This window comes from Olsenella profusa F0195, from assembly GCF_000468755.1.
Lineage (GTDB): Bacteria > Actinomycetota > Coriobacteriia > Coriobacteriales > Atopobiaceae > Olsenella_F > Olsenella_F profusa.
Window position 1 is genome coordinate 48447 of sequence record NZ_AWEZ01000062.1, and the last position, 25039, is coordinate 73485.

The following is a 25039-nucleotide window of genomic DNA, read 5'->3' on the forward strand; positions in this document are numbered from 1 at the left end:
TCACCGCCCCCTCTCACGCGCGCGGTTCCCGCCCGTCATGACCTCGGGGGCCATCTGTCGCGCGTCCTCGTCCACGACGGCATGGCCGTGGTCCATGCCATGCCCTCCTCGTCCCTCAACGGGATGGCCCACGCGCGTCCCGTCCCCTTCCGACCCCGACGGCCTCTCCTCGGGCAGGATATCCATGGCCCTGGCCACCTCGACGAGGTGCGAGACCCTGCCACGGCTCCCCTTGGGGGCTCGCACTGCGGCATCTCGCAGGTCTCCCATGGAGCGGACCCCCTCCTTTGCACAGAGGTCGAGGAGGTCGGAGACGTCCCGGGCAGAGATGCCCATGTCATGGGTGACGCCAATCACCTCCGGGGGCGTACCCCCTCCCCGCGAGAGGCCGGCCATCGCCCTCACCAGCGCCTCGCGCACGGGATCGGGAACCACGGGGACGCGCCCGGCGCGGGCATTCGCGATGCGGCGGACAACGGAGAAGCGCGTCCAGGAAGGGCCCAACCTGTGGCCCGTTATCCGCCATGCCTTGTGCCCATCGAGGGAGTAGACGAAGTCCCCATGGTTGCGACCCTGGGCCATCTCCGCGCTCACCCCCATGTGTGCGCAGGCCATCCTGAACTCATCCTCGCTCCTCGCCATACGGACGGCGCAGCCGACACGGCGACGTATGTCCTCGACCCATGAGTAGCGTCCGGAGGAGTCGATCTCGCGCGTGGCCATGGAGCGCGATCCGCGTGAACGATTGCCCCGTGGCCCCTGTCCCCTCCCCTCTTTGAACGCGCGGAGCCCATGACGTCGGGCACGGGCCTGCAGGTCGTCGAACATCCGGGCGTTGGCCCTCCTCGTGAGGGTCGGCGCGAGGCGCCTGCCCGTCACGAGGTTGGTGTTGTTCACGATGACGTGGGCATGGGGGATGTGTGCCTCGTTGTCGTCGTGGTAGTAGATGGCGACCTCGTAGTCCCCGAAGTTCTGCCTCGCCCACCCGCATGCGATCTCCCGCAGCGTGTCGAGGCTCACGACGTCGAGGGGGTCGGGAGAGAGGATGAAGTGCTCGTACGTGCGGCAGCGCAGGGAGCCGCGTCCGGAGTCGTTACCGAAGTTCGCGCGCGTGTCGTCCATTTGCCTCCAGACGGGGCGTTTCCCCCACACGTCGTCGCATGGCTCCACCAGGTTGATGAGGTCGTGGGCGAGCTCCCTCCCCTCTTTCGTGAGGTAGCGGATCACGCCACGGCAGGAGGTATGGCCACTAATGGACTTTAGGACGGGCATGCCCATCATCCATCTTAAGCGTGGGAGTCCCCCTCAGCCCCTCGAGCATGGTGACGATGGAGTCCAGCCGCCTCCCCCTCTCCTGGGCCTGCTGGCCTATGGACTCGGCCTGCCGTGACAGAAACTCGACGGTGTCAGGCGGGAGGTTGAGGGTGGCCGTGCTGAGGACGTGGGCGATCGTGTTTGCCGCGCGCGCCTCCTGATTGAGGTTCACGCCCCACCGGTTGAGCTCCCGCTGGATGCCATGCCAGGTTCCATGGTCGAGGATGAGCACTGTCGTGCCACCCCGGAGGTCTGCGCCATTCACGCCCGCGCGGTGCACCGCAAGTGCCGAGAGGCGCATGAAGGAGCTCACGGTGAGGCCGGCCTCCGCGGCCGCCCACCTGATTTCCCTGTGCTCCTCGGGCGTCATGCGGACGTAGCACCGCTCGGTCCGCCGATGGGACTTCCCCATGCCCGCCTCCTCAAAGACGCACGCCGCCCGCTGGCCCGGTGACGGGGCCGAAACTGACCACGTTCAGCACGACCGCCCTCTCAAGCCCCTGGTCGCGCGCGATGTCCTCTCCCATCTCGGTCACCTCGCCCGGGCTAGCGAGCGGAGACGGGCGCGAGACCTCCACCGACCCGAAGCCGATGCCGCCGCTGCGGCTGAGGCACACGTAGGCGACGTGATACTGATAGCCCATGGCCGCTCCCTCCTGGGGGCTGGCGCTCCCGTCCCCCTGTCCCTCTCGCCCTGCGCCCTTGGGGCCGTCCCCCCGCGCCAGTTCCGCGTCTCGGACGCGCCCGATGGCCGGGAGTGTGCACCCCACGGCGCGCGTATCAGCCACCTCGCCCCCCTCGTCACTGGGCCTCATCGCTTGGCCCTCCTCTCCGTCACGACCTTCTGGCGCGCAACAGAACTCATATGCGCGTCTCCCGCCCGACTCGGGCGGGACAAGACGGCTGCCGCGGCAGCCGGTGGTTTGTACGTACGCCCCAAGGGGCGTACGTACAAACCACGAATCTTGCTTCCCTTCGCCACCCACGATTCTATACCAACTTATTCATCCGGTGTGGGACGGATCCCCACGTCGGAGTTTTCAATGGCGCGAGGATAGGGGACCCCTAAAATCCCCGGCGCAGCGGTGTTGTAAACTCCGACGTGGGGATCCGTCCCACTGGGAGGAGGTGGACCTCCCGGGTCCCATGTGTAGGTCCTGTGCTCCCCTCTTCTGATATTATGAATAATATCAATATATAATCGCATATATCAATATAGTGAGGGGACACGTTCGGGCATGCGCGCCGCCGATGCCGTTGCGCATGCCCCCGCCTGGCACCAGGACGCCGTTGCGCAAAAAAGAACCCGCCCACCTCTTCGCAGGTGGGCGGGTGTTTCTGGTGGTGGCGGGGAAGGGAATCGAACCCCTGACACGGGGATTTTCAGTCCCCTGCTCTACCAACTGAGCTACCCAGCCGACATGCTGCTATGCAGCTTGCTAAGTGTAGCAAAGATTTGGTGGACGTCAACGCTCTTTTTCGAATATGGAGCTGCGCAGGAAGGCCGGCTACAAGCCCAGGAGGCGCTCGGCGCCGCGGTGGGCGACCCGGGCATGCGGCTCATGTTCGACGCCATGCCCGCCGACAACGGCGGCGAGTTCGTCGGCGGGCCGGCGGAGCATGCGCACCGGATCCAACACGACGCCCCGACACGGAGTCTACAACGGCGTTCCCACCCACGGGGGCGGACTCAAGGCCACGCGGTGGCGTGTCGATAGCTGCAGAATCATGGAATCAGATCAGGGCGTTGCGCTGAGCTCGCGCATCAACCCTTTTCAAACTCTCCAGATGCAATCCGACGCTAGAATGCCCCGCCGCCGCCACCGCCGCCGAAGCCGCCGCCACCACCGCCGGAGAAGCCACCTCCGAAGCCACCGCCGGAACTCCTGGAAGAGGATGCGAGGGCTGCCGTGCTCACCTGATGGGCCGATGAGACGGCAGAGTCGAACACCCGGGCAGGTGACCCATAGACGCCACCGTAGTAGTACCAGCCGTACACCGGGGCAAACGTGGGGTCGCTCAGCAGCTCCGGGGCGGCCACCTGCAGCTGTTTGATGACCTCGTCCGCAACACCAAGGACCACGGCCATGACCAGCAGGCGGTTCCACAGCACCACATCATGCGGAACGGCCTCCCCCAGACGCGTGAAGTCCTTGAGCCAGCGCTTGAGCGCCTTGGACTTCGCCTGGATCTCCACCGCCTCGCGCGAGAGGCTGCGAAGCGTACGGGCGCACAGGAAGCAGACGAGTCCCCCTGCCAGGAGGAGAACGAGGGAGAGGACACCCAGCTGGGCCATCAGGGTCCCACTCGCGATGAGGATGACCGAGACAAGGCAGAGGAGGACATCAAGTATGCCGATGCCCACGAGGGCGCCCCTGCCCGTCGGACGGTCATCCACCATAAAGCCGCGGCGGTCGCACTGCCCCCGCACGGTTGCCACCCACCTGTCCCAGGCATTGGAATACGCCTTCGCATCGTGCTTGGCGACGACCTCCACCTCGTCGAAATCCAGGAGCCGATCGCTACCGGCAGAGGAGTGCGGGGCGATGTCCCTGAAGAGGAAGTCCAGCGTGCCGTCATCCACGACGCCCCACTGGCTCGGTCCCGACACGCCAAAGTCGGTAAGGCGCGTGAGACGATAGCCGTGCTTGGCTGCCGTGTCGTCAAGACGCACCTTGCGTTCGTTGGTGAGCCACATGAGGGATGCCGTGAGCTCGTTGGACGTTACCGCACCACCGTTGAGGAAGGCGCCGATGACGGCCGGATGGTCCTGGGAGGGGACGTCGCGGAAGTAGGTATCGGTGAAGAGGGGCGCGTGCGTCCTCTGGTAACGCCGTCTCAGCACGATGGCGATAACGATGCTTGCCAGGGCAAATGCGGCTGCCACGCCCACACACGACCAGTTGATGATCCGTGCGCGCGCACGCTGTTGGTTTGCTTGGTCGGCATAGCTCTGCTCCTCTGACAGGATGGAGCCAAGCCGGCTGCCGGGGGTGATCTGCGTGTCGGAGAGCCACTCCGCCGGAAAGGTGACGCGCATCTCGGCGAACTCGCTGGTGCCCACGCCAGGGGCTCGGTAGACGACGTCGTTGCCATCGAAGCTCACGGTGCCGTCCAGCGGGCCGTGACCCCAGGCACGCACGTTGTCGCCCGACGCCACCGTCTCCCCTGTGGGAACGGGCAAGTGGAGGCGGCAGGTGACGTTCTGGGACTCCTTGTCCCATCCGTCGGACACGAACTTCCAGTAGAGCTCCGCCGTGTCATCGTAACGCGCGGCCAGATTGCTCAGGGAGTAGCTGATCTGAAACTGGGCCTTCTCGTCCTCATGCGCGGAGTAGATCTTGATGCGCACGTTGGAGCCCTCCTGCGTGACGCTATAGGTGCCATCACCTCCGGCGCTGGACTCCCTGAAGGGGACAAGGGTCCCATCCCTCACCTCGCCGATGCCCAGGACGGAGACCCGTATCGTCCTGCCCTCGTACGTCCCCTCTGGGATCTCCCAGTACACGCCATGAAAGGATCCGTCAAAGTCGAACTCGCGCGTCTCGCTGACATCGAGCGAGCCGTCCGTGTTGACGGTCGCATCCATATCGACACGATCGATGCTGTAGTCGCCGTCTGCCAACGCCCGCGCGGGGGCAAGGATGGCAGCCAGCGCAATGGCCATCATGACGAGGGCAACCCGCACCCACCGAAGACGAAACGACATGCGTCGCACCATACCATCTCCCCGTGACTCGCAACAGAACAGGTACGCGTGAATATAGCAGAGTTGCGACGCAGCCGTTTGGGCGCCCCAGTTACCGCGTGGGCCCCAGCAGGGTGAGGAATGTGCCACAGACATCCAGGGTATCGCCCACACGCAGGCGCTCCCTCGTCTGCAGGCTCCTCCCACGCAGGCGCGCGGGATTGGTCGCCCCCAGGTCCTCCACCATTACCTCACCCCCCTCCCGACTCACGCGGACGTGCTCTCGCGAGACCGCCGTGCGGCGCAGCACGATGTCGCATGCCGAGTCGCGCCCCACGATCAGGGAGCCCTGGGGAAGGGGAACGGACAGCTCCACATCTGCCGCGCGCACGAGCAGGGAGAGGCCATGCGGATCCGCAGAGGGCGATAGGGCGGCTGTGTCCTGCTTCCGCACGGTCCGACTCCCACCAGATCGTGCCGGGAGGAAAACGCCATCGGGCTCCTCCAGGTCGTCTACACCGACGCCGAACGAGGGCTCCACGGGAGGTCGGTCGAAGTCGTAGAGGCACTCGTAGCATACGCCCATGTCGCTGAAGAGCTCCGCTCCGCAGCGTGGGCACACCTTGGTTGCCGGCAACTCACGCAGGTCGGATTGCTCGGACGTCGGAGAGGAGGTCGTATCCCCCTCGTCCGCCTGCGTCCCAAAGGACCATGTCACACCCATCAGAACTCCAATCTCTCCGATTCCCTCACCCAAATACCGCTGTGGCTTGGTCGCTCGAGCACGCACCGTGCGCCATGGCAGGACACCACCTTGCCCGGCATGAGGCCCCTGTGCACCCCGCACACGACTCCCCGCCCATCCACGAACGCGACGTCGATGGGATAGCCCATGCCCACGGTATGGATCGAGGAGCAGCGGCATATGAGCACGGGCAGGGTGCTCGCGTTGGTGCCCAAAAGCCCCCGCAGCCGCTGGCTGAAGGTGTCGAGCACACGAACGTCCCCCGACCACGTGGGCGTCCGCACGTGCCGCACGACCGTCGCACTCATACGACCACCCCCGCCCTGAATCGGTCGACCACCAGAGAGCGCGTATGGTCGATGGTGAGGGGCGTCCCCACGCGCACCCCCGCAAACGAGTCGACCTGTGGCCATGGCCGGTAGTGCATGGTGCAGGTGAAGCGCGTGAGCAGGGGCGAGACGGGAAACCCCACGCCCCTGCCGCCGCTGACGTCACCCGCGCCACCGGAGAGCTGCTCGGCAGACACCTCGACGGCAAGATCATCGTCCTGGAGCGCGCCCTGGATGCAGGACCTCACCTCGTCCACCGCTGCCGCACGGTTCTGGTCGCCTGCCGGTGCCACTCCCTGAGAGACCACCGCATCGAGCGCCACGCGGTCAAAGCTCGCGCAGGCGGCGGAAAAGCGCAGCAGGTTGATGGCCACGAGCACCACCGCGATGGTCACAGGCAACACCACGGCAAGCTCGACGGTCATCTGCCCGCCCTCGCGCCAGCCCTCGCCCAGGGTCCCATCCATGCGATCACCCCGATTCCAAGAGGTCGTCAAGACGTATCGTCAGGGGTATGCTCATGCCGGGAACACCGGGAATGGGCACCTCTGCGATGGTGAACTCCGCGCCGCCAAGCTCCTCGAGCGCGCGGCCGAGGCAGGCCTTTGCCTGTCCCTCCGGATCCTGTGGGAGCGATTCCAGAAATGACCTCAGCTCCGTCGCACTGCTGTTGCCCGCCTTGTCCATGATGGTCTGGCTGTTGACGAGCACCGGCTTTCTGAGGCGCATGTCCGCAGGGGCGAACCCACCTGCCTCCACGATGGAGGAGATCCTGTCCCTCAGCCAGCCTGCGACCTTCTCGCCACCCATGCCCCCTATGCCGTCGAGGAAGCCATCCACCGAGCCTGATACGCTCTCATAGGAGCTCCCATAGCCCACCAGCAGCCTGCCCCACAGGTCCGTGATGCCTCCCACCAGCGAGAGTGCGATTGGCTGGCCGTCTCCCTTCAGGCCGTCGAAGACGCTCGAGAGCACATTGTGCCCGTCGGTCGCCTCATCGGGCGCCAAGGTGGCGCCCGCGACGGCAACGCCCGCGGGAAGCGTTCCCTCCTCGAGAAAGGCAGAGGTGAGCTGGGAGGGGACCTCCGTGTCGCCACGCCACACGAAGGCGATGCACCCATAGGAGCCTGGCGGGGTGAGCTTGGGTCGATCAACGGACAAGAGGTCGATCGCCTTCTGAAAGGCGGATGCCGAACCCTCGGCCTTCTCCTGCATCTCTCGCTCGTAGCGCTGGGCATCCTTGCACGCCACAGCGTACTCCTTGGATGCCTCGACGACCACGCGCCAGTAGTGCTCGAAGCCATTGTCGATGTTCGTGGAGGCGTTGGCCACGTTGCCCATGGCCACCACATCCATCTGACAGGTCTCACAGCGCCTCACCGCACCGGCATCGACGTCCGCAAGGGATGCCATGCCCGAAGGGGCCCCCGTCGCTCCCGGACAGACGGACGAGGCGTGCAGCGTCCTGCCTTCGGGCTCGTCGGTGCAGGGCCAGATGGGATCGGTGCAGAGCGTCGTCTCACGCACCATGTCGGCCTTATGGGGAAGATCAGGCAGGTCAATGACCACATCATCGCCCTCACGACAGGTGGCGTCCCTCACCTTTTCCCACGCATAGTGGTAGAACACCTTGCGGGCACAGGACCTCTGCAGCTCGTCTGGCGTGTTCCCAGACGCCGCCTCACGCTGCCAGCGTACGTAGTAGTAGTTCTCCGCCCGCGCGCGGGCATACTCGAAGCGCCACTCGGCAACGCTCGGATAGGCGGGGTTCTGTGCTCCCGAGAGGCCTGCCAGGCTCTCGGCACGGCTCCGCATGCACAGTGGGTCATCCACCGTGTCCGCACGCCAGGCGCGTTCCTTGGCGGCGCTGACGCGCCTGTCCGCCTCCGCCTTCCTGGCGCTGGCCTCCTGCAGCTCCTTGGCCTGCCGCTCCATCTCCTCTCCATCCAGCCCATCATCCAGACAGGAGAAGTCGCTCTGGGAGTCCAGGGGCATGGGCAGGGCCGTCCCCGCATACCTCATCGATGCGCCCGAGTTCGCCGAGGCCGTCGAGGCGGCATTGGCCGCCACGAGTGCGGGAATCGCCCGCTCGAGCCTCTGGAGCCCCTCTGCGGCGGACGTGGCAAAGCTGCGCCGCGCATCCAGGATCTTCCGGCCCATGTCCAAGATCCTCGGTGCGGCCTCCTGCAGAAGCGGTATGGCCGAGACCACCATGCCCGCAGCCATCACCGAGGCACCCGTAAGCCCCATGCTGAGCACGCAGGCATCCAGCACCTGCGCGACCGTGGAATAGCCGGCGACCACATTCGCGCCCGACATGGCAGCCGCATCCGCCACCGTCTGGACGTCACTCGATCGGCTGCTCGTCCAGACGGCAGCCGCCGTCGAGCACACGAGCGCCAGACTGACGAGGAGCGCGCAGGCGACGGCGACGGTCGTGTAGCCCCCATCATCGTCAATGAACGTGTCAAGACGGGGCAGCAGGGAAGCATGCCTCTCCCTACCCCCACATCTGCTGCCATTCGCCATAGCCGCCTCCCACCCACTCCGCTCGAACCTGCTCGGCACAGGTGGCCTCAAGCACCACGCCCGTGCCATCCGACTGACCAAACGCCGACGCGGCGACCCCAAGCAGGGGAAGCGGTCGCACATGCCCCCGGATGCTCACGGTCACGCGGGAACCGTCGCGTGCCATCTGGCAGTTCCAGTCCTCGGCCCCTCCCACATGGAAAGGCGCCAATTCGGGCACGGCCGCGAGACGACGTCTCGCATACTGTGCGCAGTCGCCCAGGCTCCCGTCGTAGTCCGTTGCGACGGCACGCGCCGTCTGGGCGGCCACGGCCCGCATGGTCGCATAGGTGTAGCCCATGCACGCAGGCTCCAGGACCAGGGCGAGCACGAGCATGACCGCAGGCAGCAAAAGTGCCGCCTCGACCGTCGCCTGACCCCCCTCCCCCATACGCTCCCTAGAAGAGCAGCACGTCCTGCAATGCGTCGACCAGTCCCGCATCAATCGAGTGCGAGGCGCTGCCCAGGGCCGTGCCCAAGAGCCCTCCCGCCGAGAGCCACCTCCACAGGGCAATGAGCGCCACCACCATTGCAAGAAACGCGCAGAGCACGACGACGTATTCCAAGCTCGCCTGCCCCGTCTGGTCGCGCGGAAACGGCCTATGCCACGTCCCCGTCCGCTCCATTCGATGCATCGACCTCCTCCTCCCACGATGATGCCTCCATCCTCTGCACGCTCACGTCACTCCCACCATCTTCGTTGGCGCGCACCACGCACAGGTCAACCCATCCGTCCCCCGTCACCACGCAGCTCCAGACCCTTCCTGCAAGGTCGATGTAGCCGGCCTGTGTAAGGACGCAGCGTCCCTCGTCGCGATAGTCTGCGAGGAGCTTCTGGGCCTGCTGCCCAAGGGTCCGCTCGCTCTTCCAAGACCCCGTGCGCTGGGGGTCGTCCACATCCCCAGGGGCGGGGGTGGCAGGCTTTCCGTCGGAGTCGCTCGACGGCGAGGCAATGCCCGCTTCCCCCTCCGCACCAGGGCGCATGAGTGTGACCCTCGCCACGAGGGCGAGCACCACCACGACGAGCATGCCAACCAACACCCATGCCCTGTGACGTGTGAGGCGCCCGTGTCCTCCCTGACCCATGCCCGACCTAGAGCGACCCGATGCCACTGGCGATGGCATCCCAGAGCTCCTGGATCTTGCCTCTGAAGGTGATGATCGAGAGGATTGCGATGACCACGAGCACGCCTACGAGGATGGCGTACTCCGTCGTCCCCTGGCCGCTCTGGTCGTGTGCCTCCGTAAGCACCTGTCGCACCCCATCCATCGCACCCCACACAACGAGATTGAGACGTTCCATATCCCTTCCCTTCATCCATGGGCGCTCACGCCCACCTAACCGGCCAAGAGGGTCCCGCCAAGGAGCGGACCCAGTATCGCCAGCAGCATCGCCGGCACCACCAGTGTCCCCAGGGGGATGAGCATGCGCACGGGGACGCGCTCGATCTCCTCCTCGAGCTCGCTGCGCTGCTCTTCCCTGATGGCATGGGCCTGTCGCTCCAGCGCCGCTGCCAGAGGGGAGCCAAAGGTCAGCGCCTGTGACACCGTCGCGGCAAAGCTCCTGAGCGCCGCCACGTCCATCTCCTCGGCCAGCGACGCAAGCGCCCCGTCACGCGTGCAGGTGCCCATGCGCCAGCTCAGCAGGCACTCCCTGAACGAGGCCGCAGTGGGCGTATGGAAGTGCTCGCAGTAGAGCTCGAGCGAGGCGTCGAACGAGAGGCCCGAGAGCAGCCCGAGATTGACCACGTCGAGCATCTGGGGAAGCTCGCGCAGGCACGTCGTGCGCCGACGCGCACGGGCGGCGCGCTCGCGCAGGCGGCGCACGGCAGGCACTCGTCGCCCCACGTCCCGGAGCGCCTCGTCCACACGATGCCCCCATCCCGAGTCGGCCTGTCTCCCCCGTACGGGACGCGTGCCCATGAGCACGAACACGCAGGCGAATGCAATGACGCCACAGGCCGCAGGGTATGCCATCTCCGCCGCGCTCATGAGAGCACCCCCGCGAGGAGCCTGCGCACGATGAGGATGGCGCACAGGTCCATGGCAGTCGCAAGGCCCAGGCTCACCATGCCCGGCATCGTCATCAGACCGGCGCGAAAGTCGGCGGACAGCAGGGCGAGGGTGCCCACCAACACGGGCGGCATGAGCGTCACGATGCGTACCGAGAGCCTCACCTGGGCCGTCTTGACGGCGAGGAGTCGCTCCGACTCTCCGCGGCTCTCCAGCAGCTCCGCCGCATAGTCAAAGAGTCCCTTGAGCGGGCTGCCCGTCCTCTGCGAGACGACCAGCGCCGTGGCGAGCAGCCCCACCCCTGGGGTGTCCAGCTCCCCCCGCAGCGCCTCGATGGCCTCCGCCACCGTCGCCCCACAGCCCAACCGCAGGCTGCAGCGCGAGAACGCCTTGCCCGCCGGTCCCTGGGCATGGGTACCGACATATCCGATGGCCTGCGCAAGCGTCTGCCCGGATCCCAGTGCCAGCGCAAGCGTGCGGAAGACCTCGGGCATCTCGCGCGAAAGCTCCTTCGCACGAGCACGGCAGCGCCCCTCATGCCATGCGGGAATGCCTCCCGCGAGGACGGCGACCACCGCAACGAGGCCAAGCGGGCTATGGAGCACCCCCACCAGAAGTAGCGCAGCGGCCAGCAGAAACGCGCACCCCTCCTCCCGCTCGAGGACGATGCCATGTCGTCCGAGCACCGTCGCCACCTCATCGGAGGCCTCCCGCCACGAGGGGAGCCTCAGAAGCCAGCGCACGGGCTGCGTTCGTGCCATCTGCCCCAGCAGGCGGTACAGCAGGCGCAGGACACGGGCCGCACGCAGGGCGGGCGAGTGCCCACCCATGCCCAGTGCGCCCACAAGGGAGAAGGCGCCAAGCCACGATGCGGCGGCGATCCCTAGGAGACGGACGACTTCCATGCGTCCACCTCCCCACGACTCAGTGCGCCCGCCGTGAGCGCCGCGTCCACGAATGCCGGCAGGTGCTCCAGGTGCCAGCTGCGCTGCGCACTGTCAAAGGTCACGCAGGTCGCCAGCCTCACGCCACCCCCATCCGAAGGCGAGACCTCCGAGAGCGAGCCGATGCACCGCGTTCCGTCGTACAGGCGGTGGCTCATGACCAGCAGGTCGAGCGCCGTCGCAATCTGTGCCTCGATGACATCGGTGGGCAGATCCATGCCAAAGCGCGCCATGAGCACGAGACGCAGGATCGCCTCATGGGGGGTACCGGCATGCAGCGTGGTCATGGAGCCGTCGTGCCCCGTGTTCATGGCCTGCAGCATGTCGATGGTCTCCTCCGAGCGGCATTCGCCCACGATGATGCGGTCGGGACGCATGCGCAGCGAGTTCTTGACCAGGTCGCGAATGCTTACCGCACCGGTCCCCTCTATCGATGCCGCACGCGCCTCAAGGCGCACCACGTCTGGATGGGACCGGAAGCGCAGTTCGGCGGAGTCCTCGATGGTCACGATGCGCTCCTCGAGGCCAATCTCGCAGGAGAGGGCGTTGAGCAGCGTCGTCTTGCCAGATCCCGTACCTCCTGCCACGGCGATGTCCTTGCGCAGGGCAACCGCCCACGAGAGCAGCCGCGCATACCATGTGGGAAGTGACCCCAGGGCTGTCAGCTCGTCAAGGGACGTGATGCGGTTGGAGAACTTCCTGATGGTAATGGCCGGCCCATCCACGGCGACGGGCGGGGCCACGGCGTTCACGCGGTCACCGTTGGCAAGGCGTGCGTTCACGATGGGGCTTGCCTGGTCGAGCCTGCGTCCCAAGGGCGCCAGGATCTTGTCGACCACCGTGAGGATCTGCTCGTCCGAGTCAAACACGAGCGGTGCCGTGTACAGCTTGCCGTCCCGCTCGAAGAAGAGCCCGTGCGTCCCGTTGACGACCACCTCGGTTATCGCATCGTCCTCAAGCAGGCCTTGCAGGGGCCCAAGGCCGCACACGTCATCCAGGGCCTGTCTCACCAGGGCCGCGCGCTCGTCGTCAGCAACGTCCTCGTATCCACCAGAGTTGAGAATCGCACGACAGGTGACGGCAAGCTCTGCCCGGGAACGCTCGACGTCACGTCCCGTGGCGATACGTGCCACCACATCGAGGCCCAGGCGCTCCACCAGCGCCTCCTTCAGCCGCGAGCGCAACGCGGCCTGACGCGCACGTCCCTCGGTAGCCTCCATGCCCTCGGACGAAGGACCCTGCCCATCCTGCGCGCGAACCATATCGAGCAGGGACATGTCAGGCCTCCTTCCTGCGTCCAAAGAGTAGGAAGCGCCTCGGGCGCTCACGCCTGTCGGCATCCGCGCGTGCCGCATCGCAATCCGGCAGCTTGCCCAGCTCCGAGAGCATGTGGGCAAGCATGAGGCCTATGGCATTCCCAAAGGCGCCCTCATCCGTCGCGAGGGCGCACACCTCCCCCGCCGCAGTGAGGTCATCCACATCGGCCCCACCATCGGGCATGTGGAAGACCCGTGCACCCTCTAGGCCCACCTCCGCGCGGCCCAGGGCCAACCCCTCCTCCCCGTGTGCGGCCGACCAGTTCTCGAGCCGTATGAGCCTGGTGCGCGCGACACCCAGCCGAATGGCCAGGGCACTCACGCGCGCAACCGACGCAATGGCACGGCTGCCAGGTGGCGAGACCAGCACCAGGCGATCCGTCAGCTGCACCGCCTTGGCAACCGCCACGGTGAAGGTGACCGGGCAGTCAACCAGCACCAGATCGAAGCGCTCACGCAGGTAGCCGATGAGGGTTCCGACCTGTGCCATGAGTCCCTCGGCCTCCTCGGGACGCTCGCAGGGACCCCAGAGGAAGACGTTCTCCGCGACGCGGACATTCGTGCGTCCCATGGCCTCCCTGGTCAGCTCGCTTCCCGCCAGCTTGCCGAGGTCGCTCCCATGGGCAACGCCAAAGAGGCTGTTGAGGTTGCCACTGGTGAAGTCGAGGTCGACGAGGGCCACCCGCATGCCCCATGACGAGGCACGGGCCGCGCAGGAGGCGACGACCGTGGTCTTTCCCACGCCACCCCGCCCCGAGACGAACGTGACCACGGCACCGCCTTGCCGTGTCACGCGTGCCTGCTGGGATTGGGCGAGGGTCTCCCTCACGCGAGATGCCTTCGTAGGCTGCAGGGCCATCGTCTTGTCTGCAGGGCTCCCTTCCTCCCCCGTTCGCTCCGGGGGCGCCATCGGATGCCTCCGTGCGCGGTTGTGTTGGTCGTCACCCGTACGAACGGGGGAGCTCGGTGCCGCTGCGTCGATGACACGCGAGATGCCTGCCCGTGCGGCACGTGATCTCAACGAGCCCGAGGGATGCCTGCACACCAGCACGATCTCGCTCGCACGGCCGTCATGCGCGATGGCGGCGGCAAGGTTGACGTCAGAGATGCCCCGCTCGCTCATGCCCACGATGGCTCCGACGGAGCCTGGCTCCTCGTCCCTGAAGGCATCACGGAGCTCGCCTGGGCCGCCAACCAGGCAGAGCAGGGAGCCGGGGGAAATGGACCTGAGACTCTCGCGCAGCTCGCGTCGAGCGGCTGCAGCCGCATATCCCATCCATATGTCAGTCATGCCCATCTCCTACTCCGCCGAGCCCAGCTCGACCGTCGCATGCGATTGGATGGAGGGCTCGTCGGCCGCAGCCACCCCCTCCACGGGCTCAGGTGCCCGTGCGTCCCCAGACGTGGCGCTCGCATCCGGCAGCACGGCATCATCGGCAGGAAGAACGAACTTGAGCGTGCCTGCAGCACTGGCGGCAAGCAGGGCGTCCACATCGTCCGAGGGGGCAGCGACGGTCAGCTGTGCCTGCGCGGCGGAAGCCGCAAGGCCACTTGCGGAGGGGCCACTCGGCACGCTCAACACCACCACCCCCTCGGCCAGGAGCCGTGCGCTCTCCTTGTCCACCTGATAGGCCCTAAGGTGTGTGCCAACGGGCACGCCACGCTGTATGCCCAGCTTGTCGGTTACGGGAAGCGTTATGGCAACCATGCCAGAGGGGACCTGTGCCATGGCCTCGTCCGTACGGAAGCTCGAGTCCGCAACGACGGCGTTCTTGGGAATGGGGCTTGTGACCTCGTGTCCCAGCACGGCATCCAGACTCGTGCAGGCACCCTCGGGAACAAGGTCCGCTATCCAGTCGCGCATGCCCACATCGGACGCCTCCACGACGTCTCCGGGCTCTAACGCCGCAGTGGCAACCACCACGCTCGCCACATCCCCGCCGTAACGCGCCACGGCGTCGTTATGCTCCTGAAGTGCCGCAGCGCGAATCGTGTCCGCATAGCCAACGGCCAGCATCGCCACGAGCACCGCACAGGCACTGGCGAAGACGATCCGAAACCTGAGTGACATGCCCATCCCCCCCGTCATCCCCTGACCACGGTGCGACTCCCCTGCGTGGGAACATTCTCGTAGGCAGGGGGCCTTGTCAGGAGAGGTTTCTCGGACTTGCTGGCAGCCGTGTCACGCATATCTGCACACGTCTGCGACAAACGAGGGGAAGACCAGGCAGGAACCCCTACCCGGAGATGTAGGCCACAAAAAACGCCAGGCGCACCTACCGGTGGCGTCTCCATCGGGCAAGGTGACGATATGGGACGCCTCCAGGGCAGCGCGCCCCATGCATCGGGGCAAACGATCCCGCACGTTCCGTCGCGGCGTGAGTCACATCGCTAGGACGCACCACCGCCGCCGAAGCCATCCTCACCACCGCTGGAGAACCCACCGCCCCCGCCGGCGTTGGACTCGAATTCGAGGGCGCCTCGTCCGTGATGTCGTGCGCATGGCCTGCCGTGTCATCGGACGCCTGTACCGGCGACGTCGAGCTGCCATCCGTGCCGCACCAGACATAGATGGCCATGAGCAAAGGCCTGTTCCAGAGCATGACGTCCTGGGGCGCGGCCTCGCGCAGGCGCGCCCCATTCCCTTGTAGCCGACCAGCGAGACGTGCAGGCCGGCGGGCTCGAATATGGCCTTCGGCCTCTCGACGGCGTGGTACCGGATCATGAACTCACTCTTGAATTCCCTCGAGTAGGTGATCCGGAGCGGCTCGACCCGCCTCACGGCATCGAGTGAGGAGAGGTGTTCCATCTCCTCGTCGGTGAACCGTCCTTTGTGCACTTGCGGGCCCTTTCGTTCTCGGGCTCGCCGCCAGGTTTCATTCGGAAACCGGTTCCGGTGTCCATTCTATAGGGTCCACATCAGTTGGCGTCCGTATGGCTGAGGGTGCGGCGTGCCCCCTCACGGGATGGTAGATCCTGCCTTTGCAGGAGCCTGCGTCATTCGTGACGGCAAAGACGCCGCCCCGTCCGTTTGAGGCGGAGCTGACGGTGGGGAAGGGCATGCCGCGACCGTTCTCCCCGACGCTCGCGACATTGGCGGCCGTCCGTATCGTGCGGCCATCGGATGTCTCGCCCGTGGGGATGTCCCAGCAGGTGCCATTGGCGTCGCCCTTGAAATCGAACGTGCGCGTATGGACTCCCCTTCGCGAGATGGGGTTTCCTGCAAAGCGCGTGTCCCACAGCAAAGGGCAGGGGGGTTGGCCCGGCGAACCGGACGGGACGCTCACCCATGGGTGGATGGGCCGGCCGTCACGTCGGGATCGAGCGCCACCCTGGATGCCCGCATCTCCCGTGCCAGCGACAGGTACGCATCGAGGCGTGCCCAAGGGAACGCGCCCGCCTCGAGGCACGCCCGCACCTCACAGCCAGGCTCATGCGTGTGCGTGCAGTCACGGAAGCGGCATCCCTGCGCAGCGGAGGCGATCTCAGGGAACACCCTCAGGAGACCCTGCTCGTGCCCCACGATGGGCAGACTCCTGAGCCCCGGCTCGTCGATGACGATCCCCGCCCCCGGCATGGAGACCATGCGCCGCGCCACCGTCGTGTGACGTCCCGTGTCATCGCGCTCGCGGATGCCCCGCGTCTCAAGCACGTTCGTCCCGAGCAGGGTGTTGAGCAGGGTCGACTTGCCTACACCGGACTCCCCCAGCACGATAGCCACGGTGCCTGCCGGTATGAGCGAGCGCACCCCTCGCTCGCCCCAGAGGGCATGACGCTCACGAGCGGCCTGCGCGAGAGGCCCGTTGTCCATCCTCCCATGCCCCGACCCGGTGCATGTCACCGCGATGGGGACATCATCGCCCAGGACCTCGTGGATGCGTGCGAGATCGGCCGCAAGCACCTTGGGCGTCGTGCGATCGGCCTTCGTGAGCACCAGGGCAACACGCGCACCGCAGCCGACGGCAACCACCGTCGAGCGTACCATGCGGTCGCACGAGACGGGCTCCGCGCCAAGGGCCTGCACGACCAGCACCTCGTCCACGTTGGCCGCAAGCGTCTGCCTGCGGACACGCGAGCCACCCCTCCAACGGGCGATGTCGCTCTCACGCGGCAGCACGAACTCGATGACGCCCATGTCATGATGCTCGGGGCGACGCAACGCGACCCAGTCGCCCACGGCGGCCGAGGGCTCCCGCACGACCCCAAAGCGAGACGAGAACTCGGCGCGACAGAGCCCCGAGGCCGCCATGAGGGCGGGGAAGGAGCGATCGAGCCGCACCACGCAGGCAGGCTCCACCTCACGGGCGTCGGCCCCCTCGCCACGTAGGACGTCCACGTCGTCCTCGTAGGCCTCGCGCTGCGCGTCGCTCATCGCAAGCTCGTCAAACGCTGGCAACTCCGTGAGCGAGGAAAGTGCCGGCAGAGCCTCGACCGAGGCCCCACCGGCACGCCTGGAACGCCTCTTGCTGCGTGGACGCCTGGCCACCAGCGTCCCCACCTACTTCTTGCCCTTGTCGATGGCGCGCATGACGGCCTTCTCCGCCTCGACGATGGGGATGATGAGGATGGACAGGCCCATGGAGATGAGGTAGTGGGCGACATCAAGCTCGGCGAAGTCGAACGCCTGGGCGAGCGGCGTCTCGATCACCAGGAAGGTGAGCAGCAGGGCGACACCCAGCGATGCCCACAGCCACTTGTTCTGGCCCTTGAGCGTGAAGATGGAGCCACGCTGGCTGCGCATGTTGAGCGCGTGGAACATCTCGACCATGGAGAGCGTGAGGAATGCCATGGTCATGCCCACGAGGCCCGCCTGGTCACTGGCAATCGCGTCGGCAAGCGAGACGCCTGCGGTCGAGATGCCGATGAAGTAGGCGGCCAACGTGAGCAGGGCGATGACGACGCCCTGAAAGATGGTGTCCGCACCCATGCCACCGGCGAAGATGCCGTCCTTGGCGTCGCGCGGCCTACGGCGCATGATGTCAGCCTCGGCGCCCTCCGTTGCCATGGCGAGCGCGGGCAGCGAGTCTGTGATGAGGTTGATCCACAGCAGGTGCGTGGGCTCCAGGATCGTGAAGCCGACGAGTGACGCCACGAACACCGAGATGACCTCGGCCAGGTTGCTGGAGAGCAGGAACTGGATGCACTTGCGGATGTTGTCGTAGATGCGCCGGCCCTCTTCGACGGCACCGATGATGGTGGCGAAGTTGTCGTCGGCCAGTACCATGTCGGCCACGTTCTTGGTGACGTCGGTGCCCGTGATGCCCATGCCGATGCCGATGTCCGCGCGCTTGATGGAGGGGGCATCGTTCACACCGTCGCCGGTCATGCCGACGACCTTGCCCTCACGCTTCCACGCGTCGACTATGCGGGTCTTGTGCTCGGGCTGCACGCGGGCATAGACGCCAAAGTCCCTGATTCGGGCGGCAAGCTCGTCGTCTGACAGGCGGTCGAGCTCGGCGCCCATGATGGCCTGTGAGCGATCCCTCACGATGCCGAGCTCCTTGGCGATGGCCACGGCGGTGTCAATGTGGTCGCCGGTGATCATGACCACGTGGATGCCTGCGGAGTGGGCCTCGTCTATGGCGGCCTTCACCTCGGGACGGACGGGGTCGATCATGCCGGAGAGGCCCACAAAGGTGAGGTCGTGCTCAAGGTAGTCGGGCTCAAATCCCTTGGGCCTCTCGTCACCCCAGTCGCGGCGGGCCGCGGCCATCACGCGCAGGGCCCTGTCGGCCATGGCCTTGTTGGCCTCCATGACCTGCGAGCGCAGCTCATCGGTCATGGGCACGATACCATCCTGCGAGAGGTACTTGGTGCAGCGGGAGAGCACCACGTCGGGGCCGCCCTTGGTATGCTGCATGTAGCCGTCCTTGCCGCGGACGACCACGGACATCATCTTGCGGCCGGAGTCAAACGGCGCCTCGCCCACGCGCGGGCGGCTCTGGGCCAGATGCGCCGTGCTGAAGCCCAGCTTGGCGGCATCGGCCACAAGCGCGGACTCGGTCGGCTCGCCCACCGCGGCATCCGCGGTGTCGTCCCACCTGGCGTCGGAGGCCAGGGCCATGGTGCGCACCTGGCTCGTGAGGTTCTCGGTAAAGTGATCGACGACGGTCATCTTGTTCTGCGTGAGCGTACCCGTTTTGTCCGAGCAGATGATCTGCGTGCAGCCCAGGGTCTCCACGGCGGAGAGCCTGCGGATGATGGCGTGGCGCTCACTCATCTTGGTGACGCCCATGGAGAGCACGATGGTGACGACGGCCACCAGGCCCTCGGGGATGGCGGCCACGGCAAGCGCCACGGCGACCATGAAGGTATTGAGCACGAGATCGAGGTTGGTGATGAAGCCAGACCCATACCTGAAGAAGCCTGTGAGGAACACGATGGCGCAGATGGTGACGACGAGGATGGTGAGGATGTGGGAGAGCTCGTTGAGCCTCGCCTGCAGCGGGGTCTCCTCGTCCTGTGCCTCGGCGATGGCGCCGGCGATCTTGCCCATCTCGGTCTGCATGCCCGTCGCCACGATCACGGCACGGCCACGGCCAAAGACCACGGTGGAGCCCATGTAGCACATGTTCTTGCGGTCGCCGAGGGGAATGTCGTCCGCGCCCTCCTCGAGGGTGATGACGTCAGCGTGCTTGGTGACGGGAACGGACTCGCCGGTAAGCGCCGCCTCCTCGACCTTCATGGACGCGCTCTCGAGGACGCGGCAGTCGGCCGGCACGGAGTCGCCAGCCTCGAGGATCACGATGTCGCCAGGAACGAGGTCCTGGGAGTGAACCTCGACCTGCTTGCCGCCGCGAATGACCTTGGAGGTTGCCGCCGCCATCTCCTGCAGGGCCGCCAGGGCCTCCTCGGACTTGGCCTCCTGCACGACGCCCAGCACCGAGTTGAGGATGACGACGAACAGGATGATGATCACGTCGGCGAAGTCCGCCTCGCCCTGCGCCACGCTCGTTGCCGCCGAGATGACCGCAGCCACGATGAGCATGATGACCATGGGATCGCCCATCTGCTGGAAGAAGCGGATCCAGAGCGGGGTCTTCTCGGCCTCCTTGAGCCTGTTGGGGCCGTTCTGCCTGAGTAGTTCCTCGGCGACACCGGCACCAAGGCCCTGCTTGGCATCGGTTGCGCACTCCTCAAGCACGTCCGACGCGCTTACCAGATACTCTCTCACGCTATGTCCCTCCTGGGTCTCGGACGGCCCCCTGCCGTCCTCTCTTCGCACCTGGCAGATTGATGCCCGATCATAATTCCCCAGGAGGGGCAAGGGCTCACCAAGGCTGCCGTGCCAGGCACCTTGTCCGCTACATAGTATCGCAAGGGCTCTGTGGGCCGAAGCTTTGTGGGTACAAGCTCCTCCGCGCCTGCATCACCGAGTCGCACGCATTTCTCCGTCCACCTCTTGCGAGTCGTATGCACCTTTTTGGTCGTTTCTGGACAAGGGAGAGATCATACAATCCGTGTACCTGCACAAACACAAAACGGTGGCGCACAAAAAATGCGAACGACGCAAAGCGGCCGTCACCAAGATTGCATACGACTCGATTGCCTCCTCGGGGCTATCCCTCGTCCCAGAACTCGTCCGTGAGGATCTTGAAGCAGACCTTCCTGATGGCGACAGGCTCCGTCGTGGCACAGATGACGTTGGGCATATGCGGCTCGTGAGCCACGAAGATGGCAAAGTGGCGCTTCTCGAGCGTGCCCTCGATCTCATCGCCGTTGTCGGGAGCAGCCTTCACATACTGTTTGTCGGATGTCTCGTCGTACTCCCCGAGCGGCTCGGTGGGGCCGGACGTCACGAAAAAACGCTCGGCACCCTCGATGTCCACCTGCAAGTCCATATATCGACGGTGCACCTCGTAGCGCGCAGTGCCATACGTACGCGTCTTGGCATCCTGCACGAGAGCGAACACCTTGTCCCCCAGGATCTCGTGCGGGCCCGTCTCGAGCTTCCGGCACTCGTGCTCGCCCAGCCAGTCGATGAGAACGTCCAGGCCCTTGTATAGGCCCCGGTACCGTTCGATGACGCCCATGCCATCGTAGATCATGTCAATCCCCTCTCACGATGTGTGGCTGTTGGCTTCCTCGTGTGCCCCCACGTCACCCGACGTGGGGTTGTATGTGCTCTCACCGCGCCTCTCGCCCATGACGTCAGCCTCGGAGAGCGTCACCCACTTCACACCCCTACGGGTCTCATAGGCATAGGCAAGGTGAATCATCCCGTCGGCGGCCTGGATGACGCAGGGGTACTCGTACTGCAGGTTGTTGGCCTTGTTCTCGTCGCCCACGTAGCCCTGGCCGCGCTCGATGTGACGGATGAGCGGGAAGGTCCTGCCGCCATCCTCGGAAAGCGCAATGGAGACGGGGCAGCGCAGCCCCGGCCAGGCGCCCTTCTGGCCATAGGCCTGAGGTGCACTGGAGTGATTGTGCGCCACGGCGATACGACCGCTCGTGAGTTTGATGGCGCAGATGCCCGAGCTGTTGTTGGGGAGCACCGTGGGCTCGGGAACGGTCCAGGTGTCACCGTAGTCGAAGGACTCGCTGCGGTAGATCCAGTCGGCCTGCCGCGAGCGCATAAAGGCGACGAGGTGAGTTCGGGGACGCCAGCACTCATCCTCCTCGACGGCGCAAACGGCCACGCCAAACCGACGGAAGGCGCCCCCTCTCATAGGCGGTCGCAGCCCATCGAGAGCCGGTACCAAACGCCCTTCTCAGGCAGGACCACCCTCGTGTGGAAAGACCTTCTCTCTATGTCATCGACAATATCGACGAGCTCGTGCGAACCCTCCGCCATCTCGTGGGAGAGGCGGTCGTGGTGGTGAGGGAAGACGAGCGGGCCGCCAACGGCCACACAGAAGTCGGCGACCCTCTCAAGCGGGTTGAGCGCATTGCCCGTAAACTGCACAATCGAGACATTTGGTCGAAGTCGCGCCATACGGGCTGCGTTATCGTAGTCGGGTGTGCCACCCCACACGAGCACACACAGATTGTCTTGGAGGGTCAGCAGATAATTGGTGTACTCATACGAGCCGTTAACGTCCGTACGGTGGAATGCGGAGCTGATGCCGTTCGCCTCCTCGATTGCCCGCCAACCGTCAGGGGTGTCTCTTGACCCAAGTTTGGTGTGCTTGCCACGCAGCGCTTCGATCCTAAGATCATCAAACTCAAAGATGTCTCCGGGGACACAGCCGTTTATACGATGGCCGGGAAGCCGGAAGGCCTCAACGAGATCCAGCATGGACCCCTTTCCCACGAATATTTGCGGGTCGAAGCGCTCGACAATGGTCCCAAGGCTCAACACGTGATCAAAGTGCGTATGCGAGATCAGCACGTAGTCTGCGCCTTCCGCATCCATATGCAACACGTGGTTGGGACTCTCGTCGATATAGGGATCTATGAGCACCTCCCTACCATCGGACAGCCAAATCTCGTAGCAGGCGTCATTGATCCAGCGGATGGCCGTCATGTCCCTCCTGGGATCCTCGAACATCTCTCGCCTCCACAGTCACCCGTCGGGCTGGGCCCGACATAAACAGAGGCCCCAGTCGCACAAAGACTGGGGAGCCTCCTCTCTCTTACGTGCAATGTCCAGACGGATCGTTGACCCACCTCACGCCAAAAGCTAGCGGCGGGCACTCTCCAACATCCTAAAATAGGACGAGCAGCGTCGTGATGATTACGATGGGTATGAGGATGAGCAGCAGCGGGCCACCGATCTTCATGAAGTCGGAGAACTTGTAGCCGGCAGGCAGAATCTGCATGTTGACCGCCGTGCCATAGTTTGTCGCAATAGCGAGGTTAGAGCAGGCGGCAATGACGACGACCCAGGGGATGGGGCTGATGCCCAAGGCGAGCGCCATCTCGATGCAGATTGGAGAGAGCATGGCAGCGGTCGCATTGTTGGCCATGAAGTTGGTCATGACCGAGGTCAGCGCGACGATGACAATCGTAAGCACAACGACCGATGCGTTCTGGCCACCGAAGAACCCAAGCACAGCGTTAGCGATGAGCGCGCCGCCACCCGACACCTGCAAACCAGTGCCAAGACCGGAAATGGCACCGATGGTAATCAGTACGTCCCAGGGCAGCTCGGAGTAGGCCTTCTTGAGAGGAATGCAGCCAGTCACGAGCACGATGACGGCGCCGATCATGCCGATGATGCCAATGTTGAAATAGTCATTGAACGGGGCAAAGCCCTGAAGCACGAACAGCACGATGCACAGAAGCATGGTGCCAAGTGACACGCGCCGCTTCCAGAGAGGCGCGTCGGGGGTCCTCTCTGTCGAGAGTTTCATGTTTTGGGGTGCGTACATGTTGTCCTTGTCAAAGTCGGGGCTCTCGGGCTTGAGGACCTTCTTGAGCAGCGAATAGCCAAAGGTGCCCCAGAAGGTAATCTGTACTAGAGCAGTGGGCAGCATGATCTTGGCCTGATCGAAGATGCCGAAGCCGTCCTCGAAGCCGGCGTAGCCCTGAAGCACTGCGTTGGCGGCAAGCTGCGAGGTGGAACCCATCAGTGTGCAGGCCCCGCCAATGACGGCCGCAGTGCCAGCAACGAAGATGACTATCTTGGAGCGGATTTTGCCCCCAGACCCCGCCGCGACGATGGCAATGATGGGCATCCAGATCGCGACGGTGCCGTTGTTGCTCATGAAGGCCGACATGAGCGTACAGATGGCGGCAACGGCCACGATGAAGCGCCGCTCGGACTGCGCCCACCAGGAGTGAGCGATGCGGTCACCAATCTTCTGGGCGACACCGGTCTCGAACAGCGAGTCACTGACGACGAGCATGCCGACGACCATCATCCAGCCGGTTGCGGCGAAGCCCTCGTACGCAGCGCCAAGCTTCATCTCAGGGATGAGGATTGCCATCAGGGCAGAGCTGGCCAAGGCAACGATGCTCATGGGGATCTTATTCACCATGAACAAGACGATCGCTACAACCGCAATGACGATCGCAATGGTGCTTGATGCCATTACCTATCACTTCCCTCGTTCTCTACGACATGCGTTCCCTGCCGTCCCCACCGAGCCCCGCCCTCCGTCGGCAGGCGCCGGCCGGGGGCGAGGCGCGGCAGATCATCGCATCGCGCGATGTTTCCAAGCGTCGGTCTTGTAGACTTCGGGGTTGCAGATGTTGGACCACTCTTCACCACGCAGCACGGCGAGCGTGCCCTCAGCAGCCATCGTCACGGTCTTGCCGGTGGTCTCCTGCGTCTGCGCCGCCATATGTGGGGTGATAATCACATTGGGGAACGAGAAAAGCGGGTTCTTGGGATCCATGGGCTCAGCCGAGAGCACATCAAGGCCGGCACCTGCGAGCTTGCCAGCCTCAAGGACCCTCACGAGGGCGCTCTCATCGACAATGTCACCGCGAGCGCAATTCACGAGAAAGGCCGTGCTCTTGAAGGCGGCGAACATGCCGTCGTTGATCATCTTGCGGGTCTCGGGCGTTGAGGGCATGTGCAACGTGACGTAGTCGCCCTTGCTGATTGCGGCGGCCATGTCGGCCTCGTACTCGTAACCGTACTCGGTAATCTGCTCTTTCTCGAGGAGGGGATCGTAGGCACACACCTTCATGCCGATGGCAGAGCAGAGGCGGGCCACCTCGCGACCGATCTTGCCGAAGCCAAGCACCGATACCGTCCTGCCGGCCACCTCAGTCGCCGCATATTTGCTGCGGATCGAGAAGTTGCCCCGCTCGTTCTCATCAACGCTCTCCTTGAGGTTCTTACTGAGCGCGAGTATGAGAGCGAGGGAATGCTCGGCGACAGCGTGGAAGTTCACGGCTGGGCAGATAACCACCGGAATGCCGTACTCGGTCGCAGCCTTGACGTCGACGTTATCGACGCCAACTCCCGGGCGCGTGATGACACGCAGCCCCGGACAGGCCTCGATAGCCTTGCGGTCAATCTTCCCGATGCGCAGAATGAAGCCATCTGCTTTCTTGAGGTGATCGAGTATCTCGTCGCTGTCACCGTTGTTGGGAATGACGATGTTGACCTTACCCTCCAGTGCGTCCATGCCGGGTTTGTACATGGCATGTGACACGACGACCGTATCCATGGAAAACTCCCTTCGAGTCTGGTCCGGATGCCAAAAAGGTATAGAGACACCCCCGTG

Annotated in this window: 25 protein-coding genes and 1 tRNA gene; all 26 read right to left on the reverse strand. The window is 65.1% G+C overall.

The genetic code is table 11. The annotated features are described in order from the left end of the window. A complete protein-coding gene (locus HMPREF1316_RS13365; RefSeq protein WP_198009649.1) occupies nucleotides 1-1272 on the reverse strand; it encodes a relaxase/mobilization nuclease domain-containing protein in 1272 nt (423 codons plus the stop codon). After that, a complete protein-coding gene (locus tag HMPREF1316_RS09670) occupies nucleotides 1250-1726 on the reverse strand; it encodes a plasmid mobilization protein (RefSeq protein WP_021726828.1) in 477 nt (158 codons plus the stop codon). Before HMPREF1316_RS09670 ends, HMPREF1316_RS13365 begins: the two co-directional genes overlap by 23 nt. Before the next feature lie 10 nt (nucleotides 1727-1736). After that, nucleotides 1737-2129 (reverse strand): hypothetical protein, encoded by a 393-nt coding sequence (locus HMPREF1316_RS09675; RefSeq protein ID WP_040652099.1) that lies wholly within the window; start codon nucleotides 2127-2129, stop codon nucleotides 1737-1739. 527 nt (nucleotides 2130-2656) lie between these two features. Further along, nucleotides 2657-2732: transfer RNA gene (locus HMPREF1316_RS09680), tRNA-Phe, on the reverse strand. Nucleotides 2733-3115: 383 nt separating this feature from the next. Then, the gene (locus tag HMPREF1316_RS09690) at nucleotides 3116-5023 is read right to left on the reverse strand and encodes a DUF2207 domain-containing protein (protein WP_021726851.1); all 1908 of its coding nucleotides are present in this window, start codon (nucleotides 5021-5023) and stop codon (nucleotides 3116-3118) included. A 91-nt stretch (nucleotides 5024-5114) separates the two neighbouring features. Continuing rightward, complete coding sequence (locus HMPREF1316_RS13370) at nucleotides 5115-5726, reverse strand: FHA domain-containing protein (protein ID WP_021726916.1); 612 nt, start codon at nucleotides 5724-5726, stop codon at nucleotides 5115-5117. Then, nucleotides 5726-6055: a DUF192 domain-containing protein gene (locus HMPREF1316_RS09700; RefSeq protein WP_021726782.1), complete on the reverse strand. Its 330-nt coding sequence runs from the start codon at nucleotides 6053-6055 to the stop codon at nucleotides 5726-5728. Before HMPREF1316_RS09700 ends, HMPREF1316_RS13370 begins: the two co-directional genes overlap by 1 nt. Next, nucleotides 6052-6543, reverse strand: coding sequence for a hypothetical protein (locus HMPREF1316_RS09705; protein WP_021726830.1), 492 nt, complete (start codon nucleotides 6541-6543; stop codon nucleotides 6052-6054). Before HMPREF1316_RS09705 ends, HMPREF1316_RS09700 begins: the two co-directional genes overlap by 4 nt. A 4-nt stretch (nucleotides 6544-6547) precedes the next feature. Next, nucleotides 6548-8605 carry an SPRY domain-containing protein gene (locus tag HMPREF1316_RS09710; protein WP_021726772.1) on the reverse strand — a complete coding sequence of 686 codons (2058 nt, stop codon included), beginning with the start codon at nucleotides 8603-8605 and terminating at the stop codon, nucleotides 6548-6550. Beyond that, on the reverse strand, nucleotides 8577-9035 hold the full coding sequence (locus HMPREF1316_RS09715; protein WP_021726833.1) for a TadE family protein: 459 nt from the start codon (nucleotides 9033-9035) through the stop codon (nucleotides 8577-8579). Before HMPREF1316_RS09715 ends, HMPREF1316_RS09710 begins: the two co-directional genes overlap by 29 nt. Before the next feature lie 7 nt (nucleotides 9036-9042). Continuing rightward, entirely contained in the window at nucleotides 9043-9279 is a 237-nt protein-coding gene (locus HMPREF1316_RS09720; RefSeq protein WP_021726798.1) for a hypothetical protein, read from the reverse strand. Continuing rightward, a complete protein-coding gene (locus tag HMPREF1316_RS09725; protein ID WP_198009650.1) occupies nucleotides 9245-9730 on the reverse strand; it encodes a hypothetical protein in 486 nt (161 codons plus the stop codon). The genes HMPREF1316_RS09720 and HMPREF1316_RS09725 overlap by 35 nt, the downstream gene beginning before the upstream one ends. 7 nt (nucleotides 9731-9737) lie before the next feature. Then, a complete protein-coding gene (locus HMPREF1316_RS09730) occupies nucleotides 9738-9914 on the reverse strand; it encodes a class III signal peptide-containing protein (RefSeq protein ID WP_198009656.1) in 177 nt (58 codons plus the stop codon). Between the two features lie 68 nt (nucleotides 9915-9982). Next, a complete protein-coding gene (locus HMPREF1316_RS09735; protein ID WP_040652108.1) occupies nucleotides 9983-10636 on the reverse strand; it encodes a type II secretion system F family protein in 654 nt (217 codons plus the stop codon). Then, nucleotides 10633-11562: a type II secretion system F family protein gene (locus tag HMPREF1316_RS09740; protein WP_021726891.1), complete on the reverse strand. Its 930-nt coding sequence runs from the start codon at nucleotides 11560-11562 to the stop codon at nucleotides 10633-10635. The genes HMPREF1316_RS09735 and HMPREF1316_RS09740 overlap by 4 nt, the downstream gene beginning before the upstream one ends. Beyond that, nucleotides 11541-12878, reverse strand: coding sequence for a CpaF family protein (locus HMPREF1316_RS09745; RefSeq protein WP_021726846.1), 1338 nt, complete (start codon nucleotides 12876-12878; stop codon nucleotides 11541-11543). The genes HMPREF1316_RS09740 and HMPREF1316_RS09745 overlap by 22 nt, the downstream gene beginning before the upstream one ends. Nucleotide 12879: 1 nt before the next feature. After that, a complete protein-coding gene (locus HMPREF1316_RS09750) occupies nucleotides 12880-14208 on the reverse strand; it encodes an AAA family ATPase (RefSeq protein WP_021726902.1) in 1329 nt (442 codons plus the stop codon). A gap of 9 nt (nucleotides 14209-14217) precedes the next feature. Continuing rightward, nucleotides 14218-14988, reverse strand: a complete 771-nt coding sequence (locus tag HMPREF1316_RS09755) for an SAF domain-containing protein (protein WP_198009651.1) — start codon at nucleotides 14986-14988, stop codon at nucleotides 14218-14220. 351 nt (nucleotides 14989-15339) lie between these two features. Then, entirely contained in the window at nucleotides 15340-15756 is a 417-nt protein-coding gene (locus tag HMPREF1316_RS15115) for an HTH domain-containing protein (RefSeq protein WP_415752647.1), read from the reverse strand. Between the two features lie 444 nt (nucleotides 15757-16200). Continuing rightward, complete coding sequence (gene rsgA / locus HMPREF1316_RS09760) at nucleotides 16201-17403, reverse strand: ribosome small subunit-dependent GTPase A (RefSeq protein WP_232204513.1); 1203 nt, start codon at nucleotides 17401-17403, stop codon at nucleotides 16201-16203. Between the two features lie 12 nt (nucleotides 17404-17415). Beyond that, nucleotides 17416-20091, reverse strand: coding sequence for a cation-translocating P-type ATPase (locus HMPREF1316_RS09765; RefSeq protein WP_021726829.1), 2676 nt, complete (start codon nucleotides 20089-20091; stop codon nucleotides 17416-17418). A 385-nt stretch (nucleotides 20092-20476) separates the two neighbouring features. Further along, nucleotides 20477-20965 carry a NanQ anomerase/TabA/YiaL family protein gene (locus HMPREF1316_RS09770; RefSeq protein WP_021726887.1) on the reverse strand — a complete coding sequence of 163 codons (489 nt, stop codon included), beginning with the start codon at nucleotides 20963-20965 and terminating at the stop codon, nucleotides 20477-20479. Nucleotides 20966-20977: 12 nt separating this feature from the next. Then, nucleotides 20978-21586, reverse strand: a complete 609-nt coding sequence (locus tag HMPREF1316_RS09775) for an exo-alpha-sialidase (protein ID WP_084620944.1) — start codon at nucleotides 21584-21586, stop codon at nucleotides 20978-20980. Next, the gene (locus tag HMPREF1316_RS09780; RefSeq protein WP_021726867.1) at nucleotides 21583-22407 is read right to left on the reverse strand and encodes an MBL fold metallo-hydrolase; all 825 of its coding nucleotides are present in this window, start codon (nucleotides 22405-22407) and stop codon (nucleotides 21583-21585) included. Before HMPREF1316_RS09780 ends, HMPREF1316_RS09775 begins: the two co-directional genes overlap by 4 nt. A gap of 157 nt (nucleotides 22408-22564) precedes the next feature. Then, nucleotides 22565-23893 (reverse strand): SLC13 family permease, encoded by a 1329-nt coding sequence (locus tag HMPREF1316_RS09785; protein ID WP_021726897.1) that lies wholly within the window; start codon nucleotides 23891-23893, stop codon nucleotides 22565-22567. A 102-nt stretch (nucleotides 23894-23995) separates the two neighbouring features. Next, nucleotides 23996-24982 (reverse strand): hydroxyacid dehydrogenase, encoded by a 987-nt coding sequence (locus tag HMPREF1316_RS09790; RefSeq protein ID WP_021726818.1) that lies wholly within the window; start codon nucleotides 24980-24982, stop codon nucleotides 23996-23998. Nucleotides 24983-25039 lie beyond the last annotated feature (57 nt).

Excerpts from the sequence above, each read along its gene's own strand:
- HMPREF1316_RS09725 (WP_198009650.1), bottom strand. The coding sequence starts at position 9,730 with ATGGGTCAGGGAGGACACGGGCGCCTCACACGTCACAGGGCATGGGTG.
- HMPREF1316_RS09740 (WP_021726891.1), bottom strand. The coding sequence starts at position 11,562 with ATGGAAGTCGTCCGTCTCCTAGGGATCGCCGCCGCATCGTGGCTTGGC.
- HMPREF1316_RS09700 (WP_021726782.1), bottom strand. The coding sequence starts at position 6,055 with ATGAGTGCGACGGTCGTGCGGCACGTGCGGACGCCCACGTGGTCGGGG.
- HMPREF1316_RS09775 (WP_084620944.1), bottom strand. The coding sequence starts at position 21,586 with ATGAGAGGGGGCGCCTTCCGTCGGTTTGGCGTGGCCGTTTGCGCCGTC.
- HMPREF1316_RS09670 (WP_021726828.1), bottom strand. The coding sequence starts at position 1,726 with ATGGGGAAGTCCCATCGGCGGACCGAGCGGTGCTACGTCCGCATGACG.
- HMPREF1316_RS09735 (WP_040652108.1), bottom strand. The coding sequence starts at position 10,636 with ATGAGCGCGGCGGAGATGGCATACCCTGCGGCCTGTGGCGTCATTGCA.
- HMPREF1316_RS13365 (WP_198009649.1), bottom strand. The coding sequence starts at position 1,272 with ATGCCCGTCCTAAAGTCCATTAGTGGCCATACCTCCTGCCGTGGCGTG.
- HMPREF1316_RS09780 (WP_021726867.1), bottom strand. The coding sequence starts at position 22,407 with ATGTTCGAGGATCCCAGGAGGGACATGACGGCCATCCGCTGGATCAAT.
- HMPREF1316_RS09690 (WP_021726851.1), bottom strand. The coding sequence starts at position 5,023 with ATGTCGTTTCGTCTTCGGTGGGTGCGGGTTGCCCTCGTCATGATGGCC.
- HMPREF1316_RS09710 (WP_021726772.1), bottom strand. The coding sequence starts at position 8,605 with ATGGCGAATGGCAGCAGATGTGGGGGTAGGGAGAGGCATGCTTCCCTG.
- HMPREF1316_RS09790 (WP_021726818.1), bottom strand. The coding sequence starts at position 24,982 with ATGGATACGGTCGTCGTGTCACATGCCATGTACAAACCCGGCATGGAC.
- HMPREF1316_RS09675 (WP_040652099.1), bottom strand. The coding sequence starts at position 2,129 with ATGAGGCCCAGTGACGAGGGGGGCGAGGTGGCTGATACGCGCGCCGTG.
- HMPREF1316_RS09720 (WP_021726798.1), bottom strand. The coding sequence starts at position 9,279 with ATGCATCGAATGGAGCGGACGGGGACGTGGCATAGGCCGTTTCCGCGC.
- HMPREF1316_RS09785 (WP_021726897.1), bottom strand. The coding sequence starts at position 23,893 with ATGGCATCAAGCACCATTGCGATCGTCATTGCGGTTGTAGCGATCGTC.
- HMPREF1316_RS13370 (WP_021726916.1), bottom strand. The coding sequence starts at position 5,726 with ATGGGTGTGACATGGTCCTTTGGGACGCAGGCGGACGAGGGGGATACG.
- HMPREF1316_RS09745 (WP_021726846.1), bottom strand. The coding sequence starts at position 12,878 with ATGTCCCTGCTCGATATGGTTCGCGCGCAGGATGGGCAGGGTCCTTCG.
- HMPREF1316_RS09730 (WP_198009656.1), bottom strand. The coding sequence starts at position 9,914 with ATGGATGGGGTGCGACAGGTGCTTACGGAGGCACACGACCAGAGCGGC.
- HMPREF1316_RS09715 (WP_021726833.1), bottom strand. The coding sequence starts at position 9,035 with ATGGGGGAGGGGGGTCAGGCGACGGTCGAGGCGGCACTTTTGCTGCCT.
- HMPREF1316_RS09770 (WP_021726887.1), bottom strand. The coding sequence starts at position 20,965 with ATGATCTACGATGGCATGGGCGTCATCGAACGGTACCGGGGCCTATAC.
- HMPREF1316_RS09750 (WP_021726902.1), bottom strand. The coding sequence starts at position 14,208 with ATGACTGACATATGGATGGGATATGCGGCTGCAGCCGCTCGACGCGAG.
- HMPREF1316_RS09705 (WP_021726830.1), bottom strand. The coding sequence starts at position 6,543 with ATGGATGGGACCCTGGGCGAGGGCTGGCGCGAGGGCGGGCAGATGACC.
- HMPREF1316_RS09755 (WP_198009651.1), bottom strand. The coding sequence starts at position 14,988 with ATGTCACTCAGGTTTCGGATCGTCTTCGCCAGTGCCTGTGCGGTGCTC.